The organism is Brevibacillus sp. FSL K6-2834, assembly GCF_038592925.1.
Classification (GTDB): Bacteria; Bacillota; Bacilli; order Brevibacillales; family Brevibacillaceae; genus Brevibacillus; species Brevibacillus borstelensis.
The window spans coordinates 4,728,693-4,747,657 of the sequence record NZ_CP151945.1 but is presented as its reverse complement, the minus strand read 5'-3'; the positions used below and the strand labels follow the sequence as shown (position 1 = coordinate 4,747,657).

The 18,965-nt window shown below is 49.6% G+C and carries 15 protein-coding genes, 1 pseudogene and 1 CRISPR repeat array; of the genes and pseudogenes, 12 read left to right on the top strand and 4 right to left on the bottom strand.

The genetic code is table 11. The features are described from left to right. The first annotated feature begins 102 nt into the window (after positions 1-102). Both istA (NST96_RS23195) and istB (NST96_RS23190) read left to right on the top strand, forming a co-directional pair. Positions 103-1,611 carry an IS21 family transposase gene (istA, locus tag NST96_RS23195; protein WP_251256056.1) on the top strand — a complete coding sequence of 503 codons (1,509 nt, stop codon included), beginning with the start codon at positions 103-105 and terminating at the stop codon, positions 1,609-1,611. Continuing rightward, complete coding sequence (gene istB, locus NST96_RS23190; protein ID WP_025846873.1) at positions 1,608-2,351, top strand: IS21-like element helper ATPase IstB; 744 nt, start codon at positions 1,608-1,610, stop codon at positions 2,349-2,351. Before istA (NST96_RS23195) ends, istB (NST96_RS23190) begins: the two co-directional genes overlap by 4 nt. Before the next feature lie 608 nt (positions 2,352-2,959). Here istB (NST96_RS23190) and NST96_RS23185 read toward each other — a convergent pair. Both NST96_RS23185 and NST96_RS23180 read right to left on the bottom strand, forming a co-directional pair. Then, entirely contained in the window at positions 2,960-3,244 is a 285-nt protein-coding gene (locus tag NST96_RS23185) for an IS3 family transposase (protein WP_024985555.1), read from the bottom strand. Positions 3,245-3,726: 482 nt separating this feature from the next. Further along, a complete protein-coding gene (locus NST96_RS23180; RefSeq protein ID WP_243014167.1) occupies positions 3,727-3,993 on the bottom strand; it encodes a hypothetical protein in 267 nt (88 codons plus the stop codon). Between the two features lie 131 nt (positions 3,994-4,124). Here NST96_RS23180 and NST96_RS23175 point away from each other — a divergent pair, with 131 nt between their 5' ends. Together NST96_RS23175 and NST96_RS23170 are read left to right on the top strand one after the other, a co-directional pair. Then, positions 4,125-4,706 carry a hypothetical protein gene (locus NST96_RS23175; RefSeq protein WP_003389981.1) on the top strand — a complete coding sequence of 194 codons (582 nt, stop codon included), beginning with the start codon at positions 4,125-4,127 and terminating at the stop codon, positions 4,704-4,706. A gap of 29 nt (positions 4,707-4,735) precedes the next feature. After that, positions 4,736-5,323: a hypothetical protein gene (locus tag NST96_RS23170; protein WP_238986179.1), complete on the top strand. Its 588-nt coding sequence runs from the start codon at positions 4,736-4,738 to the stop codon at positions 5,321-5,323. A 218-nt stretch (positions 5,324-5,541) separates the two neighbouring features. On the opposite strand, the pseudogene NST96_RS23165 reads toward NST96_RS23170, so the two are convergent. Next, positions 5,542-5,781: pseudogene (locus NST96_RS23165) on the bottom strand (ATP-binding protein); the annotation flags it as partial. Between the two features lie 147 nt (positions 5,782-5,928). On the opposite strand from NST96_RS23165, the gene istA (NST96_RS23160) reads away from it, so the two are divergent. Next, positions 5,929-7,437 (top strand): IS21 family transposase, encoded by a 1,509-nt coding sequence (istA, locus tag NST96_RS23160; protein WP_024985313.1) that lies wholly within the window; start codon positions 5,929-5,931, stop codon positions 7,435-7,437. After that, on the top strand, positions 7,437-8,159 hold the full coding sequence (gene istB, locus NST96_RS23155; protein ID WP_342404177.1) for an IS21-like element helper ATPase IstB: 723 nt from the start codon (positions 7,437-7,439) through the stop codon (positions 8,157-8,159). Before istA (NST96_RS23160) ends, istB (NST96_RS23155) begins: the two co-directional genes overlap by 1 nt. 470 nt (positions 8,160-8,629) lie before the next feature. After that, positions 8,630-10,045: direct repeats of the CRISPR family, unit length 36 nt; unit sequence CTGAAAGTAGCTGTGATGCTGAAAAGCGTTTAGCAC. A gap of 117 nt (positions 10,046-10,162) precedes the next feature. Here the strand turns inward: istB (NST96_RS23155) and NST96_RS23150 are convergent. Continuing rightward, positions 10,163-10,888 carry an MOSC domain-containing protein gene (locus NST96_RS23150; protein WP_003391799.1) on the bottom strand — a complete coding sequence of 242 codons (726 nt, stop codon included), beginning with the start codon at positions 10,886-10,888 and terminating at the stop codon, positions 10,163-10,165. Positions 10,889-11,101: 213 nt separating this feature from the next. On the opposite strand from NST96_RS23150, the gene NST96_RS23145 reads away from it, so the two are divergent. From NST96_RS23145 to NST96_RS23120, 6 genes are read left to right on the top strand one after another with little or no spacing between them, the layout of a single operon-like run. Continuing rightward, on the top strand, positions 11,102-13,474 hold the full coding sequence (locus NST96_RS23145; RefSeq protein WP_342404787.1) for a hypothetical protein: 2,373 nt from the start codon (positions 11,102-11,104) through the stop codon (positions 13,472-13,474). After that, positions 13,471-14,397 carry an ABC transporter ATP-binding protein gene (locus NST96_RS23140; protein ID WP_003391796.1) on the top strand — a complete coding sequence of 309 codons (927 nt, stop codon included), beginning with the start codon at positions 13,471-13,473 and terminating at the stop codon, positions 14,395-14,397. The genes NST96_RS23145 and NST96_RS23140 overlap by 4 nt, the downstream gene beginning before the upstream one ends. Next, positions 14,394-15,284: an ABC transporter permease gene (locus NST96_RS23135; protein ID WP_122958211.1), complete on the top strand. Its 891-nt coding sequence runs from the start codon at positions 14,394-14,396 to the stop codon at positions 15,282-15,284. The genes NST96_RS23140 and NST96_RS23135 overlap by 4 nt, the downstream gene beginning before the upstream one ends. After that, complete coding sequence (locus tag NST96_RS23130) at positions 15,284-17,086, top strand: hypothetical protein (protein ID WP_342404784.1); 1,803 nt, start codon at positions 15,284-15,286, stop codon at positions 17,084-17,086. The genes NST96_RS23135 and NST96_RS23130 overlap by 1 nt, the downstream gene beginning before the upstream one ends. Positions 17,087-17,100: 14 nt before the next feature. Beyond that, positions 17,101-18,087, top strand: a complete 987-nt coding sequence (locus NST96_RS23125; protein WP_227277680.1) for a MoxR family ATPase — start codon at positions 17,101-17,103, stop codon at positions 18,085-18,087. Next, a complete protein-coding gene (locus NST96_RS23120) occupies positions 18,084-18,965 on the top strand; it encodes a DUF58 domain-containing protein (RefSeq protein WP_342404781.1) in 882 nt (293 codons plus the stop codon). Before NST96_RS23125 ends, NST96_RS23120 begins: the two co-directional genes overlap by 4 nt.

Here is an 18,965-nt window from a genome sequence, read left to right as displayed (position 1 = left end):
TGACCACCTAGTGGTACATCGCTCATAAAAAAGTTGACCACCTGAGCACCTCTTTCCTGTATCTTGTAGTTGTCTAGACAACAAGATATAGGAGGAAAGGAAATGCTTCAGATGGCTAATTATGAGTTTATCAGGAAACAACACTTTCTGCTAGGGAAGTCGATTCGTCAAATTTCTCGCGAAACTGGCTACTCGCGTCAAGTGATACGAAAAGCCTTGACATCAACGGAAATCCCTGTATACCAGCTTTCAAAACCGAAGCCGAAGCCAGTCATTGATTTTGTCAAGCCCATCATCTTGGAATGGCTGCGTCAAGATGAACAGGCTCCCCCGAAGCAGCGTCATACTGCCAAACGTATTTACCAGAGACTCGTTGACGAACATGGATTCACCGGCGGTGAATCTACTGTACGACGCTACGTCAGAGAGTTGCGGGTTTCTCCTCCTAAAGCATTTGTCCCTCTTGATTTCCCGCCAGGGCGATTTGCCCAATTTGACTGGGGTGAGGTTACGGTTCATTTACAAGGGAAACAAGTGAAGGTTCAAGTCTTTTGTATGCGTTGCACATACAGCAGAAAGATTTTCATCAAGACATTTGCTCATCAGAAGCAAGAGGCTCTTCTCCAAGGTCATGTAGATGCTTTTGAATTTTTCGGTGCTGTTCCCCAAGTCATCACATACGACAACCTGACAACAGCCGTTAAGAAGGTATTGGAAGGCAAAAATCGCGAGGAACAAGAGCGATTTATTCAGCTACGTGCCCACTACCTGTTTGAAAGCTATTTCTGTGATCCGGGAAAAGGGCATCAAAAAGGCCAAGTGGAAAACCTCGTACAGTTTGCCCAGAGGCAATTTTTTGCACCTGTTCCTAGTGTTTCTTCTCTGGAGGAGCTAAATCAAATCCTCCTCGAAAAATGTATCTCTTACGAGAATACAACCGTTCCCCGGTCTTCCCTAACGGTTGGAGAAGCATTTGTTCAAGAGTTGCCCATCATGCTTCCATTGCCTCCACGGCCATTGGATTGTTTCCGTGTTGTACCCGTGAAAAGCAATACGCTATCCATGATCCACATTGAAAAAAATGCCTATTCCGTCCCGGTTTCCTATGCATCGACCCAACTTATTTGCCGAGTATTTGCTGAAAAAATTGAGGTGTATCACGGAAAAAGCCTGATTGCGACGCATGAGCGGTGCTTGGAAAAAGGAAAGGAGATTTTGCAATACGATCATTATCTGGATTTACTTCTTATTCGCCCAGGAGCAGTTCTTTATGCTAGACCATTGCATCAGGCAGGATTACCCGCCATTTACCAAAAGTTCTTGGACAAGTGCCGTAACCGACCAGGAGGGATGAAGGAGTTCGTTCGACTCTTGCTTTTGCACCGTGAATTCGATACTTCTCTCGTCGAAGAAGCACTGGGGGAGGCCTGCCAAAAAGGGATGTTCCAGTATGATGCCGTAAGGCAATTATTGTTTCAGCGAACATTGCCGGAACACCGTTTGCCCCAACTCTCGTTGGCGGAGGATAGCTCTGTTCCACGTATTCAGGTAAAGGCCCCAGATCTTAGCCAGTACAATCGTTTGTTACAGAAAAGGAGTGTGGTTCATTGAGTACGAGTTTCCTGCTTGAAACCTACGCGAAACGCCTTCGCTTACCTGCGATTAAACGTGTCTATAAGGAAATCGCCCATGATGCTGCTGAACGGCAAATTCCCTACGAGGAGTTCCTCTTAGCCCTACTAGAGCAAGAAGTTCAGCAAAGGGATGCTAACCAAATCGCGAGTCGCATCAAGCACGCCAAATTCCCTTCTATGAAAACGCTCGATCAATTTGAATTCTCGGCGATTCCGTCCCTCAATAAGCCCAAATTGCTTCAACTGGCTCGTTGTGAGTACATCGAAAAGGCAGAGAACATCATGTTTATCGGAAACTCTGGCACTGGCAAAACTCATCTCTCCATTGCACTCGGGAAGGAAGCTTGCCATCATGGCTATTCCGTTCAGTTTTGGACTGCCGCTAAAATATGTAACGAGCTTATGGAAGCTCAGTCCCAAAAGCGAATCCTCCAGCTAGAGAGGCAATGGTTGAAAACAGATTTGATTATTTTGGATGAAGTCGGGTTTGTCCCTCTGAGTCGGACCGGGGCGGAGTTATTATTCCAATTTTGTGCGGCCCGCTATGAGAAAGGAAGCATGATCATTACCAGTAATCTGGAATTTACGGAATGGACACAGATTTTCAAAGATGAGCAAATGACGTCAGCCCTGGTTGATCGGCTTACCCATCGTGCCCATATCTTTGCAATGAATGGAGACAGCTATCGCTTTAAGCAGAGCATTCAAAGATCGTGATCATGAAAAAGTTACCCACCCGACGGGTGGATTGATTTTTGCCATGGTGGTCAATTTTTTGATGAGCACGGTGGTCAACATTTTGATTGACATTCACAGTAAATCTCCTTTTACGCTTGCAAATGCTTGCATCTTTGAATTTTCCACAACTGTGACCGATAATCTCCCGATTAAACAAGTCAACGAGTAGGCAAATATAGTGCTATTTGTTTGCGACCCGAACGTAGGTCAAGTCATTTACAACGGCTTCCAGTGGTGCTTCTTTCACAAACTCGCGATTCAGTTCATTCTGAATCAGCGATTCATTACATGACGTTACATAAGGTTTATACTGTGCAACCGTGTAGACCGATACCAGGCCGTTTTACTTCATCAAACGCCCAATGCGCCGTCTGAGACCGTCATTCCCTCTTCATGAAGTTTTGCCTTGAGCTTCTGTGCTCCATAAACGCGCTGATTCTCTTCAAAAATACGGATAATTGCTTGTTCCGTCTCATCATCGACAGATGATTGCTCTTTACTCTCGTAGTAGTAGGTACTCCGATTGACCTGGAGGATCTTACACATGGCCGATACGGGATACTTATGAGCGTTTTGCTGAATTACCGTTATTTTCGTCCGAAGATCAGCGCCGCTTGCTTTAAAATATCGTTCTCCATTTTCAATCGTTGAATTTCCTTACGTGACGCAAGAAGTTCCTTCTGCTCCTCTGTCCGGTTGTCCTTTTCTTTGAAAGAACCTGTTGTTCTACCTTGTTTGACCCAACGGTCAATTGCATATGCACTTAGATCATATTCTCTCAAAATTTCTGCACGTGGCTTGCCATTCTCATAAAGCTGAACCATCTGTTGTTTGAATTCATCTGTACATGATCGACGCTCACGCTTCCCCATGACATACTCTCCGTTCCCTTTCGATTTGGTTTCAATCTACTAGAACTTAAGAGAATGGTCCAATTCAGTGTAGCCGATCCAATCAAGAAATTTTCGATTTGATTCAAGATTACGTTGATGATCCCGAATCAATTAGCAAATTGTATAAAGCGCTAATTGCTTATTTGGTACTTGAGGGAATTTATTTTACTGGTGCATTTGCTTATTTCCATTCACTCGTACGCACAAATAGAATGATCGGCTCGAATAATTATGATTAATTTGATTAAGGAAGATGAAACTCAGTACTCCGTATTATATGGCACCATACTTCAGATTATTATGTTTGAGTTTCCTGAGTTAAATACAAAGGAGAACATGGATTTTGCGGTTGAGTACATAAAGCGAAGCGTAGAAAAGGAAAAGGAATGGGCCAATTAAATTTGCAGAAATTCTGGTATTAATGAAGAAGGTGTCACTGGAATTGTTTTTGCTGAACATACTTAAGCAAAATAAATTAATTGAGAATAAGCCCAAATTCCCACTGTATTATAGTCAATGATGCAGTCATCTTCAGAAATCTTAATGCGACCTTCACTAGTTTGAATCATAGGAACACTATTTGCTTTTGGATACCCATGCTTTAACTGTTCTTTTGTGTAGTATCCAAAATATTGTTCTGTCAACGAATAGAATTCAAAGTCATCTTCTAAGCCTTCACGGTATACCTCTGCTTCGATAGCAACTGGTTTCTTTCGGTATTTCGCCATTTCAATCCTCTCCTTTTTCAATGAAATAGTTTTTTATTAGTTCATACAAGTTTCTTTATAGAGTGAATTTGCAAAATAAACCATTTTTATTTATATTTGGAGTATGTTAAATTATGTAAGGGGGACGTGAAATGTCAAATAAGAGAACAAAGGTTGCAGTAGGTTTATTTTCTGTTGTTGCCTCTCTTTCATTCTTAGCAACAAGTGCATTCGCGAATTTCCTTGGTGGGAAATGGGATACTTCAATAACCCCAGTCATCTTATATGAAGACATCAATTTAGCATCTAAGTACTCTGATGTACTCTGGACTGCTGTTGACAAGTGGAATGGAATAAGTCGGAATTTTGATCTCTCTCCAGCGGACGATGAAACTGGATATATTGGTGTAAGACACCTCTCCAGAGAAGCAGATAATTATCTTGGTTGGAGCGGCACTTATGGATATGGAATCCCTTATGATGACAGAGGAAGAGAGAATCGCTCCCCATATGCGTCGGCTGATATTGTAATTGTCCGTTATTTATGTGACGATCTTGATGAAGACGATACAATTAATACAATCGTGCATGAATTTGGTCACGCACTTGGTTTAGCGCATGTAAGTAGTAGTAAGATTGACTCCATAATGGATTATGCCGATGTATTCGATTGGGATATTGATGGGCCAACAAGCTTTGACAAGAGTAATATCAGAGAATTATATGGACGATAAATAGGAAGGGTGTGTCAACATTGAAAAAAATGATTACTATTGTCACTGCTTTGGCGCTTATAGTTGGTGTTGGATCAGCTTTAGCATATAAAGAGTTGAATGGCCCAAGTGACCACAGCCCAGCTTTAGCAAAAACTTTTAAGTCAACTGAAGAAATCGTTAAGGACTCCAAAGTTATTATCAAAGGTAACGTTCCAAAAGAATACAGAAAAGAAACAGTTGGTGAAATTGTATTTTTTGTTTATGATGTTCAGGTCGATAAGGTTTATAGCAACCTCACTGATCAAGAAATCGTTGAAGGTGAAACTGTTGAGGTTTATCGCCTTGTCGGTGTTGACACCAATGAAGGAAAAGACATGGTGAATATAGTTTCACCTGAATATCAAGCATTAGAACAAGGTGAATACTTACTTTTCTTAAATGGACAGTATGATGATAATTTAAAGAAGCTGATCTTGATACCCAATACACCCAATCAACTATTCAAAACAGATAAATCAAGAAGTCTCTCTTCTAAGCAATTTACTACTCAAGAATTCGAAAATGTCACTGATGTAGATGCACTTCCTTTTATCGCTGAAGATGCTCTATTAGAAGCAATTGAGAAGGTTAAGTAATTAGCTACTAGGGCACTTCATGTTGAGGTGCCTTTCTCTCTTAATTAAAATATCCTTTCATTCTGTCTTTTCCTGCATATTCTGAAAGTACCTCCTGTAATGCTGAAAAGCGTTTAGCACGAGCTCTCGCCTTTCGCATTGTCCCCTGTAATTCTGCTGTGTCAATATCGATTTAATTTTCCCCAAAACTATCGGTTGAAAATTCCCCATTTTTGTCGCTACTGGTTGTTTACTTCAGCAGGCTCCGGTCGAAAGAAACCTGCTTTTTTCTTTTCCTTAATGCGATAACTTTCCCCTTTGATATTGATCGTACTGGAATGGTGAAGCAGTCGGTCCAAAATCGCAGTGGCCAAAATGGTATCTCCGAAAATCTCTCTCCAGGCTCCGTACGATTTGTTTGAAGTCAAGATCAATGAACCTTTTTCATATCGTTCAGATACAATCTGAAAAAAGATGTTTATGGCAGACTAAAAATGTAGGTTATGGCAGTTAATTTATGCAGACCCGTAGGGGCTGCATAAATTAAAAAACCACTTGCCAACATCCCCTTATCAAAATACACTCCTGTTGGGCATTACAGACGACGGGAGGTATAAAGTTAGGAGATGTTAGCAGTGGCAGAAATTAATTATATCAGGCATGAGGCAAACAAAAAAGGGCGAGCTTATAGCAAGATTGCCAAACAAATGAATCGTGATTCAAGGACGGTTCAGAAGTATGCAGAAATGGATGATTTCAATCTACAAGAAAAGCCCAAGCAAATTCGAAAAGCTAGAGTCATGGAGCCCGTTAAACCTATTCTTGATCAATGGATCAAAGAGGACTTGAACAAGAAAAAGAAGTTCCGAAGAACAGCACAACGCTTGTTCACGCAATTAGTGGAGGAATACCAATTTACAGGATCATCTCGCTCTGTCAGACAATATGTTTCCCAACGTAAGCACCAGTTAGCGGAGACAAGTGATGCTGCGGCATTGCCATTGGAAACGAGACCTGGATCAGCTCAAGTTGATTTTGGAGAAGCACCATTCAAATATCAGGGAGAAAGTGTTACCTTGCCATTCCTCGTTCTCTCGTTTCCTTATAGCAACACGTTCTACTTTCAAGTTTTCCAGTCTCAGAATCGAGAATGCTTTCTGGAGGGATTAAAGCGTATCTTTCACTATATAGGTGGAGTTCCAAAGGTCATTCGATTTGATAATTTATCACCAGCGGTGAAAAAGATCATGCCAAATGGTCAGCGTGAACTGACGGAGGAATTTCAAAACTTCGTTTTTCATTATGACTTTGAATACGAGTTTTGCAATCCCGGTAGTGGCAATGAAAAAGGGCACGTAGAGGCGATGGTCAAGTACGTTCGCAACAACTTCCTGCTTCCTGAGTTGCAGATACACAATCTTGATCAGCTAAACGAAACCCTTTGGAAAAAAGCCGAGAAAGATCGGGAGAGACCTCATTATGTGAAAGAAACCATGCTTTCCGAACTATATTTGGCAGACAAGGAACACCTTCTTCAATTACCTGCCAAAGAGTTTGATTGTATCCGATATGAACGAGTAAAAGCGGATAAATACGGATATATCCGAGTCGAAAATAAACTCTACTCAACGTCTCCCCGTTTTGCCAAATGTATGGTTTTGGCAAAGATCTCATTTGACCGAGTCGATATTTTAACTGAAGAATATGAGCTGATCGTACAGCATCCCAGGCTGTATGGCAAAGAGCCAAAATCAGTGATTTGGCAGCCATATTTGATATTGATGGCAAAACGGCCAACTGCTATTAAATACACAAGTTTTTATGAACAATTGCCAATCGAATGGCAAGTCTATCTCTCGAATTGCACGGTCCCAGAGAAGCAAGAAGCTCTCCAGCTACTATCCGTCATTTTAAAAAACGATGATATGAAAATACCCACGCAAGCTTTGCAGCTTGCCTCTGAGAATGGTCACCCAGCCGTTGATTCTATTAAGCAGATCTATTATCAACTCATGAATGGCCGTGGACAAAGGGATACCATCCAACCGAAAGGTTTTGTTCCTGCCGTTCCAACAGCCACTAGAGGATTAGCCCATTACAATGAATTTTTTAAGGGAACGGGAGGTCATCACTAGTGGATGCATTGATAAAAGAATATTCAAAGCGTCTCAAGTTGAGTTGGGTTCGGCAACATTTCCATGAGGTTGAAGCTACTACAAATGAAGAGTACTTACTCAAAATACTAGAAAACGAGATACAACAACGAGAAGTACGGAAAATCAATCTGCTCTTTAAACAATCTTCCTTGCCAAGAATAACAGGAAAGCCATTTGAATGGGGTCATATTCAGATGGGACAAGGTCTCACGCAGGATCATATCCTTCATGGTGGATTTATAGAGGAGAAAGAAAATCTGATCTTTTATGGCGGTGTGGGAACGGGGAAAACGTACTTATCCACTCTGATTGGCTTAAATGCCATTCAGCAGCAAGGGAAAAAGATAAAGTTCTTTACTGTCGCTGGATTAGTCAATCGGCTGCTAGAAGCTCACGAGACTGGCTCGTTGAGCCGATTCTTTAACCATATTGAGAAGCTAGATCTGTTAATACTCGACGAACTGGGGTATATTCCTCTGCATAAACAAGGTGCAGAACTGCTATTTCAGATTATCTCCATGTGCTACGAAAGAAAAAGTATTATTATCACGACCAATCTACAGTTTGGCCAATGGAATCATATATTTGGTGATCCAATTTTAACAGAGGCAGTTATTGATCGCTTGATTCATCACTCTCATTTGATCGTCTTCAATGGCGAAAGCCATCGATACAAAGAATCGCTATTACACGGTAAATAATTTAGGGGTTGGCAAGTGGTACATTTTTAATTGCCATTTGCTACATTTCTTACTTGCCAAAAACAATTCTTGTGATTGTCATTTGGGTGTTAAAATCACTTTTTAATATTTTCCTCTAATAGGTTGAACAATAGTAAGAAACCCTCAAAAAGGAGTTTGCGTTCTAATTTAGGGGATTGGACACGCTCCACCCTCGTAGTGGTGAACATTGTAATTCGATTCAAGTACCAAGGTCATTCTTGAAACAGAACCTGAAAAAAGTATGATGAGGCCGTTCCTGACAGGGTTTGGACGATTATCCTGTTTAGGTAGGTGCTTGAAAATTAGGAGGAATACTGGTAAATCAATAAGTATGGGTATTGCATTCCTATAAAAGAAAGGGCCTTTTGTAAAAAGTGAACCGCTTCGTCAGAGGTGCTTGAAATGAAGGGCGTCTTTCCCATATGTATCAAGGGTTTTTTGTGGAGGCTCTGAAAGTAGCTGTGATGCTGAAAAGCGTTTAGCACAGATCGTGGAACGGGCGAAGGCGGATGTGGCGGAACTGCTGAAAGTAGCTGTGATGCTGAAAAGCGTTTAGCACCGGACCGTTCCGGAATTGCTTGGAGACGTACCGCGCTGAAAGTAGCTGTGATGCTGAAAAGCGTTTAGCACTACCACTCTACCTTCGTTTTTGTAAAGGTAGTTTCTGAAAGTAGCTGTGATGCTGAAAAGCGTTTAGCACTGTTTGAGCGAGTTGTATGTGGGCGAGTTTTCGTCCCTGAAAGTAGCTGTGATGCTGAAAAGCGTTTAGCACAAAAACCCTCGATAGCAACTACATCATTCGGTTTCAATACTGAAAGTAGCTGTGATGCTGAAAAGCGTTTAGCACGTTAACCTTTTGCTCTCGTTTCTCCCAGTGATTGCTGAAAGTAGCTGTGATGCTGAAAAGCGTTTAGCACGCGGCATGGCTGGCGTAATCAGTTGTTCCAGAGGCTCCACTGAAAGTAGCTGTGATGCTGAAAAGCGTTTAGCACAACCATCTCTTGCTGAGCAAAAGGAAGTATGACTGCCGTCTGAAAGTAGCTGTGATGCTGAAAAGCGTTTAGCACATTAGCGCAATGAACAACGTTCTCCAACACGTAGGCTGAAAGTAGCTGTGATGCTGAAAAGCGTTTAGCACGGGAAAATCAAGGGAGCGCGTTCTTTTGTTTATGCCGCTGAAAGTAGCTGTGATGCTGAAAAGCGTTTAGCACCGATCGACCAAACCACCAACCACGCGCCACATTTCCTGAAAGTAGCTGTGATGCTGAAAAGCGTTTAGCACATATGGCGTGGCTGGTCTTCGTATTGACCGACCGCGCACTGAAAGTAGCTGTGATGCTGAAAAGCGTTTAGCACGACAACGCATCGAAAAGTGCGTGATCAGTCCAAACGACTGAAAGTAGCTGTGATGCTGAAAAGCGTTTAGCACTTTGCGGTATTTATCGGCGCTTCACCCACGCAGGTGCTGAAAGTAGCTGTGATGCTGAAAAGCGTTTAGCACACGCCCCGCACCCGTATCTCTCATCGCGCGGCATATCCGCTGAAAGTAGCTGTGATGCTGAAAAGCGTTTAGCACGCCGCGCCGACGAGCAATGCCAGTCCGATAATTGCTGAAAGTAGCTGTGATGCTGAAAAGCGTTTAGCACCCGTTTGCCTTGCATACCTGGATGCACACGGAATTTCAACTGAAAGTAGCTGTGATGCTGAAAAGCGTTTAGCACCAGGTCGTTACGCATGGGAAATGTCGGAGGTAGAGCCTGAAAGTAGCTGTGATGCTGAAAAGCGTTTAGCACTGCATAGAAACTCGATACACCGCGTTCTTTTTTCGACTGAAAGTAGCTGTGATGCTGAAAAGCGTTTTAGTCCACTGTCCATAAAGCTAAGGCGTGGCCCTGCAGCCAACAGCGGCTAGAAAGCCACGCCATGTACATGCCAATATTAGTAATTCCGCCCCATACTCTCAGCAGACGCTCTCCGAAACATCACCCCAACAAACCCGCCACATCCCCAACCCGAACAACCCCGGTTTCAACCACAGCCGCATACACTCCAAAGCAAGCCTCCCGACTCGTCGCAAGCGTCTTCAACAAGCCAGGGTCAATCGAGTAATCCCCCGGATCAATATTGACCATCGAGCAGCGCTTGCACTTTTTGTACACTTCCACGACTACCTCGCCAATCTGAATCCGCCGCCCGATCCAGTCCTCCTCGGCAAATGGCACTCCATCTGCTTGCTCCAAGACGATATTAGGCCTGAAACGAAGGGGGTCCACCGGTTTTCCCCACATCTGCTCCAATGCCCGTACGGAAGCGTCTGTCACGATCAGCAGCTGCGCCTGATCGACGCCCATCAGCTCATCCTGCGGCGTAAAGGTGACGGGAACCAAAGGCCGTCCGCTGAGCTGCTCGATTTCCTTATGCAGTTCCTCATCTGTCCAAGGAACTACCCGCCCGTCCGGTGTTGTTATCCGAACATCGGGAAAAGACGTCTCATCCCCTTCACTGACGCAGGCAGCCTGATACTCAAGCAGCTTGGGGACATGCTTTGCCGTCAGGTGTCTGACCGGGCTTTTCTCGTCCAAAAATGCGCGGCTGCGGTCGCCGTACAGGCCGAACCGGGATACGGCAGCTTCCTGCAGGCTTTCCCCGCGAAACGACTTGACCGGATAGCGATGGATGGCACTGATTTTCCCTAGCGAATGTCCCATGTTGAAGTCTCCTTTTTGGTTTCTCGTCACTAACTGTATTCTATCTGTAGATCCAAATATACCTTAGACAAGTTGCGTGATCGTCCACATCTTTTTCAGTAAAAACGCTAATTTTTTGCATTTCTGAAACAACCTGTAGCTTTTCTTCCATATCATACGTCATAACTGTAGCACGTTATCTAATCAGACATGTCGTCGGTGGAGGTAGGAGAAATGAATCGAAAGAAGCCCAAGCAATGGCTCTTGGCCTTTTTGACGTGCCTGCTTTTGGTGGCAGGGGCGCCGGGCGGATGGACGCCAGCCGTGCAGGCGGAAGTGCCGGTGCAGCTCGGCGTGACGGCCGGGATTGGCGGCGATTACAAAGAAACCGGAATGGTTCCGATCCAGGTGACGGTTAGCAATAGCGGTTCGGACGTGGAAGGAAACCTGGTGGTCAATGTCAGCGACAGAGGAGGGGATTCCTTTTCTGTGGCGTACTACCAGCCAGTCTCCGTCGCCAAGGGGGCGACAAAACAGGTGACCTTGTCCGTACCAGGCAACCAAATCGGCCCCAATACATACGTAGCCTTTATGCAGGGCGACAATATTGTGGCCAAAACCTCCATCGGAGGAAGACGCTACAGCGGGGACGCGCTGTTCGTGGGCGTACTGGCTGCCAATCCGGATACAGCCAATTTCCTTGGAGCCATGCCCAGAGAGGCGTTTAACAACCAGGTTCGGGTCCTTCCGTTGAAAGCGGAGCAAATGCCCGTGGCAAGCACTGATTTGCAGATGATTGACATTTTGCTTCTAAATAACTTTGCCCTCGACAGCCTGAACAGCCAGCAGGTGCAGGCGATCCGCGAATGGACGACCGCAGGCGGCATGCTGATGCTGGCAGGCGGGGCTCATTACGGAAAAACGGCGGGCGAGCTGAAGGAGCTTTCACCTGTCGAGGTGACTGGCGTTACAAGCCTGACCTCCTTGCAAGCATTGACGGTGGAGAAGACCAATGCCCCTGCCCTGGACCGTCCGTTTACCGTAAGTACAGGTGCGCTAAAAAGCGGAACAGCTCTTTACACCGAGGCAGGAGTGCCGCTTCTCGCCACCCGTGCTGTCGGCAACGGGAAGGTCATGTATATCGCCTATGACCTTACCGAAGAGCCCGTGGCCAGTTGGAGCGGAAACAGCCGGTTCTGGGCTGACGCTTTGAAAAAGGGGTTCGGCTCCAATTTGAATCAGACACATCGCGACCCGATGGATTCCGTTTGGGCGCTGGACAATGCGGCTGACCGGATTCCCGCGCTGAAAATGCCCGACATGAAATGGCTCGCCCTCTTTTTCGGCATCTATGCGTTTGTGGCAGGGCCGATCCTGTTTTTCCTGCTCCGCCGCAAGCGGAAGCAAGGCCTGATGTGGGGGGGAGTACCCGCTCTTGCCGTAGTGACAGGTATCGGGATTTTCACGTTTGGAGCGCTGCAGCGGGGGACGACGCCGCTGTTGCATCAGGTCGGGTTTGTCGAAATGCTCGGAGATGGAAAAGCGAGCGCCAAGGCGGTCACAGCGATGTTCGTCCCGAGCAGCAGCGATTATGAGATCGTGGTGAAAGGAAACGGCAGAACGTGGCCGATCCTGCCATACCAATACGGCCAGGAGGAGCCGAAAGCATGGGTGTCGACCCAGCCGGACCAGGCCCAGGTGCAGTTCAAGGACGTGGAATTCTGGTCGATGCGCAAGGTCGGTACGGACCAGCACCTCTCCGATGTCGGGACATTCGAGTCTGATCTGGTCTTTACGAATGGTGCCCTGAAAGGGACGGTGACGAATAAATCGCCATACTCGCTGAGAAATGTCGTAGTGGCGGCGGATAACCAGACACAGAGCTTTCCGGAGCTGGCCCCTGGCCAATCGATACAGGTCGAGTTGAAATTCGACCCGTCCTCCCAGACCGTGACGGGCCGGGGCCGGAGCAGTGCTCGCTTGTTCCTGCCCTCGCCATACCAGGGCAATTACAATCCTGAGCCGAGCAGGGAAGAGATGATGGTGGATATTCTGGAGGACCGACCGAGATTTCAAAAGAATGCGCCGGTCATGCTGGTCGGCTGGATGGATGCTCCGGTCGTGGAAATGGACATGAAAGGAAGCCCGTTCAAGCCGTACAGCATTTCCCTGGTCACGGCACCGCTTTCTATCAAGCCTTCGCCGGACGGCTACGTCTATTACCCGACCAGCGCGTTTGATGCAGTGAAAACAGGCAGCTCCACAGAGGTGGATGATGTCGGCGACGGCTACATGATGCGAGCAGGCGACATTACGCTCGAATTTGAAACGAAAGCGCAAAACAAGAGCCTGCAGGTCGAAAAAGTCAACTTGTACACCTGGTCGGATGACAATACGCCCTTCGACAAACAGGTCTACAACTGGAAAACACAAACGTTTGATCCTTTAGACAAAGCGTTTGTGAAGAACGTGATGACCAAGGACAAGACGGCTGACTACCTCTCTGTGGAGGGAACGCTGCGCATCAAGTTCTCGCACAGCTTTGAAGATCACCGCCATCTCGGCACGCCGGTGATCAGCGTGGAAGGAAAGGTGATCAAACCGTGATCAAAATTGATAAACTTCGAAAACGATACGGAAAGATGGAAGCGTTGAAAGGACTGTCGCTGGAAATCGACAAGGGAACGGTTTTCGGCTTTGTCGGTCCGAACGGAGCAGGCAAATCGACCTCGATGTCCATTCTCGCTACGCTATTGGAGCCGACCAGCGGCAAAGCGTACGTGGGCGGCTATGAAGTGACCAGCCATCCTCGCCAGGTCCGCAAGCTGATCGGGTACATGCCTGACTTTTTCGGCGTGTACGACAATTTGACCGCAGAGGAATATCTCGACTTTTACGGCGCCAATTACGACATCCCTGTCCAGGAACGTCGGCAGATCATCCCTCAGCTGCTGGAGCTGGTCAATCTCAGCCACAAGCGGGATGCCTACGTCGACTCGCTGTCGCGGGGGATGAAACAGCGGCTCGGATTGGCCCGTTGCCTGGTGCACAATCCCGAGGTGCTGATTCTCGACGAGCCGGCCTCCGGTCTCGACCCGCGGGCGCGGATCGAGCTGCGCGAGATTTTGAAGGAGCTGCGCGATATGGGCAAAACGATTATTATCAGCTCGCACATTTTGCCCGAGCTTGCGGAGATGTGCGATGTGATCGGCGTGATCGAGGAAGGAAACCTGATCGCTTTTGGCAAAGTGGAAGAAATCTACGCCAGAATGCAGGAAAAGCGGGTTTTGCGCATCCGTCTCGTCGACCGGATGGAAGACGCACTGACCCACCTGAAGCAGCAGCCTCTCGTCTCGAACGTGACGAGAGAAGGAAACTGGGCCGTTGTCGGGTTTTCCGGCGATGACCAGCAGCAGGTCGAGCTGCTGCGCAGCCTCGCTCTGGCAGGCCTTCCGGTAGCCGCTTTCAATGAGGCGGAAGGGAATCTGGAAGAAATCTTTTTGGAAATCACCAAGGGGGTGGGCTCATGAACGTCTTGCGGCGATTTCGCAATCCCGTGCTGATGAACGAACTGAAATTGCGCATGCGGACCAAGCGCTCCCCGTGGATCATTACGCTGTATTTGCTGGTGCTGGGAACCGTGGCGCTGACCTTCGTCTTTTTGATGACCGGAGCGGGCAGCTACTACAATCCCAACGAGACCCGGGAGCTGTTCATGATGCTTTCGCTCATGCAGTTGGCGATGATTTGCTTTGTCGTCCCGGGACTGACAGCGGGCGTCATCTCCGGAGAAAGGGAGCGGCAGACGCTCAGCATCCTGCTGACGACCAATGTCAGCGCGACCAAGCTCGTGCTCGGCAAGTGGCTCGCTTCGCTCAGCTTTATGAGCTTTCTCGTGTTTGCCACGATTCCGTTGTACGCCATCATCTTTTTGTACGGGGGAGTTTCTCCGGCCCAGCTGCTGCAGGTATTCGCCTTTTATGTAGTGACCATGCTCGGCCTTGGCAGCATAGGTGTGCTGTTGTCCACGCTGATCAAGCGGACCGGTATTGCGACCGTGCTCAGCTACGCGCTCGTGTTTGGATACGGGGTAGGGACCAGCGTGCTGGCGGAAGTGATCCGGGAGTTTATCCGTTTCCAGCGCAATGCAAACAACATTACCGGGCCTTTTCCGGTCTGGCCCGATTTTTTTCACAGTCTAAACCCGCTGTTTGCCATGATGAGCATTTTTGAAGAAGGGCCCTTTCGCGGTCTTCGCCGGATGGCCGGCAGCAAGTACGCAGCGCTGGCGCTTGATCCATACGCGATTTACTGCTTGTTCTTTGCCGTTGTCACGATCATTTGTCTGGCGCTGTCGATCTATCTGATTAAGCCGGTGAAGCCGCGCTGGCGCAGGAAAGCCGCTACTGGGGAGTGATGAGCGTGTTTGGTCCTGAAAACAAGGATAATCTGCTGACGCTGCTCGCGCCGATCAAAAAGCGCGTCTTATACCGGGAGAGCGCCCGCTGGCTCGTGGCGGGGGCTCTATGGGGGCTGGGAGGAAGCTTTGTGCTTCTCCTCCTGGCTCGTCTTTTTCCCATTCCCTTCTACAAGTGGCTGGTGCTCGCCGCTGCCTTGGCAGGGGTTGCGGCTGGTATGGTGCGCCTCTGGAGGGCGCGGCCGACGGAGCGGGATTGTGCCCGGCTGGCCGACAGTCTCGGGTTGGCAGAGCGGGTTGCTACGGCGCTGGAGTATCGGGAGAACAGCTCTCCATTTGCCGCGGCGCAGCGTGAGGATGCTGTCAACCGGCTGCGGCAGTCTTTGCCGCATATTCTGGAGAGCATCGAGGTCTGGCCGATCATCCGCAAGCAGGCGTATGCGGCCGGAGGAGCGTTGGCCGTTTGCTTGCTGCTTCTGCTCTGGCCCAACGCCCAGGACGAGCGGCTGGCTCAGATGGCGCAGCAAAAGCAGGCCCAGGCAGCCGCCGAGGAATTGCTGAAAAAGCTCCAGGAGGAAGCAAAAGCCCAGGAAGGCTTGAGCGATGCCCAAAAGAAGCAGCTCGAAGAAATGATTGAACAGGCGAAAAAAGCGGTAGCAGAGGCCAAAAGCCCTGCGGAGCGGCTGAACGCGATGAAGGCGGCGGAAAAGCAGTTGGACAAGTGGAAGCAGTCCCAGGAACGGAAGATGGCCGGGCTGCAAAAGCTCCAGGAGACCATTGGCGGACAGCCGGGGCTGCAAAAGGTCGGAGCCGCGATGAACAGCGGGGACCGCCAAGCGATGGTTGATGCCCTGAAGGAATCGGCCAAAGCGGTTGAGGCGTTGAAGGCCGAAGAGCAGAAGGCTCTCGCTGAAGCGTTGGGCAAGGCGGCCGAGCAACTGGCAAAAGAAGGCCAGGCAGCAGGCGACGAGGAAGCGGCCAAGGCAGCCGAACAGCTTCAGGAAGCAGCCAAGCAGCTGGCCCAAGGAAATGTCCAGCAGGCGTTTGCTCCACTCGAGACCGGACTGGCGCAGGCTATGCAGCAGATGGCAGAGGCGCGCACGGCGGCACTCCTGGCCGCACAGTCGATGGCCGCGATGCAGCAGTCTCAGATGATGCTGGCTGGCGCTGGCAGCACGGCCAATGGCTCGGCTCAGGCTGGTGCAGGGGCGGCAGGAGGAGCAGCGGGCAGTCCGGGCGGAGCTGTCCCGGTCTCTGCATCGGCGGGAAACGCCCAGACAGGTACGGGGGCAGGCTCGCAAGCGGCAGCGGGCGGAACGGCAGCCGGAGGAGCTGGAAGCGACGGCTCGGGAAATGCAAACGGGCAAGGCTCGCAAAATGGCAATGGCTCAGGCAACGGCAATGGTGCCGGAAACGGGAATGGAAGCGGAAACGGCAATGGCAATGGCAATGGCAACGGATCTGGCAACGGAAATGGTTCAGGAAACGGCAGCGGCTCAGGCAGCGGTTCCGGCAAAGGAGCCGGTGCAGGTCTCGGCCAGGGAAGCCACGAGCTGGTGACTGTCCCGTCTGCCCGCATCGGGGGCGAGGGGCCGGTTGACACGGTTGGCGGACCGCTCGGGGAGGGCGCTTCCCAGTCCCGCCAGACCGGGGCGACGCAGGTATCGTCCGGGGGAGCGCTCCCGTACGAGGAAGTGTACGGACAGTACGCCGAGTTTGCCCGGGAGAGCCTGGAGAAAAGCTCCATTCCCAGCGATTATCAGGACGTGGTGAAAGAGTATTTCAGCAATATTGAACCGTAGGGGGAAGTGAGCATATGGCAGAGCAACAAGCATGGGAAGAATGCCTCCAGCGAGTGGAGAGAGTTCGCGAGGAAATCGGAAAGGTTCTGGTTGGCCAGCGCGAAGTCGTTGACCAGCTGCTGTGGGCGGTATTTGCAGGAGGGCATGCACTCTTGGAGGGCGTGCCGGGACTGGGGAAGACCCTGCTGGTCAAGACGCTTTCGCAAGCGTTTGAGCTGTCCTTTCAACGGATTCAGTTTACGCCCGACCTGATGCCGACGGACATTACCGGCACGAACATTTTGAGCGTAGATGAAACGGGACAGCAGTCGTTCCAGTTCCAAAGGGGCCCGATTTTTGCCCACGTCGTTCTGGCGGATGAAATCAACCGGGCGACGCCCAAGACGCAAAGCGCCCTGCTCGAGGCAATGCAGGAGCGAACCGTTTCCGCGGGGGGCGTGACTCGGGCGCTGCCCGATCCGTTTTTTGTTCTGGCTACGCAAAACCCGCTGGAGCAGGAAGGGACGTATCCGCTCCCGGAAGCCCAGATGGACCGCTTCCTTTTGAAAATAGAAGTTCCGTTTCCTACGGCGGACGAGTTGAAGGAGATTGTGCTCAGGACGACGGCGGGCCAGGGAGCTTCTGTCGAGAAGGTGGCATCTGCGCGAGAGATTGCCGATATTCAGCAAGCGGCCCGCGACATTCTCGTCGCAGACGCGGTACTCGGCTATGCGGTGAAGCTTTTGCTGGCGACCCATCCGGGCGAGCAGGCGATCCACTCCGTCAACCGTTACGTCCGTTCCGGTGCGGGTCCTCGCGGCGTGCAGGCGATGGTCGCCCTGGCGAAAGTGAGAGCGCTGCTTTCAGGCAGATTCAACCTTTCCTTTGAGGATATTGACGCAGTCGCCTTGCCTGCTTTGCGCCACCGTGTCTTCCTCAATTTTGAAGGGGAGGCAAACGGAATTCGCCCGGATAGCATCGTCCAGGAGATTCTGGCCGGATTGGAGAAGGAACGGGCATGAACAAACACCTTCTGGACCTGGCCTGGCTGAGCCGATTGGAGCGCATGCAGGTGCTCAGCAGACGGTTGGCAAGCGGCACCCAGGTCGGGAAACGCCGTTCCAGGCAGACCGGGAGCTCGCTTGAATTCGCCGATTACCGGGCCTACGCGCCTGGAGACGACCTGCGCCAGCTAGACTGGAATGCCTATGCGAGATCGGGCAAGCTGTTCGTCAAAAAGTTCCTGGACGAGCAGGAGCTGCACGTCACGCTTTACATTGATTGCAGCAAATCGATGGGCTACGGGGAGCCGCCCAAGCTGGAGCGTGCCGTGCAGCTAGCCGCTGCGCTCGGGTACATCTCCCTGTGCCATCTCGATTACGTTTCGGTGTACGCCTTTGACCAGGAGATCGTTGCCTCCTTGCGAAATCTGCAGGGAAAAAACAAGGCGGCACAGCTTTTTCAATTTCTCGCTTCGCTTTCCGTTCGTGGGACTGGCGATCTGGAGCAAGCGCTGCGCTCGCCCGGTGCCGTCCACGGAAAGCCGGGCGTCTCTCTCGTCCTGTCCGACTTTTTGTTTGAATCCGGCTACGAGGACGCAATTGCCTATCTGCAGGCGACCCGGCAGGATGTCACGCTTGTGCAGCTATTGTCCCGGGAAGAGCGCGAACCCGTGTACCAGGGGGAACTGCGGCTGATCGACAGCGAGACGGGGGCGGGCAAGGAAATTTCCGTGACCCACGCCTTGATGGACGAGTATCGGAAAACCGTCCGGGATTATCAGGCCGCACTCGCGCAATTTGCTTACCGCAGGGGGATTTCCTCCGTCGATGTAAAAACGGAGACGCCTCTAGAGGAAGTTGTCTTTCAAGTATTTCGGCAAGCAGGAATGATTCGCTAG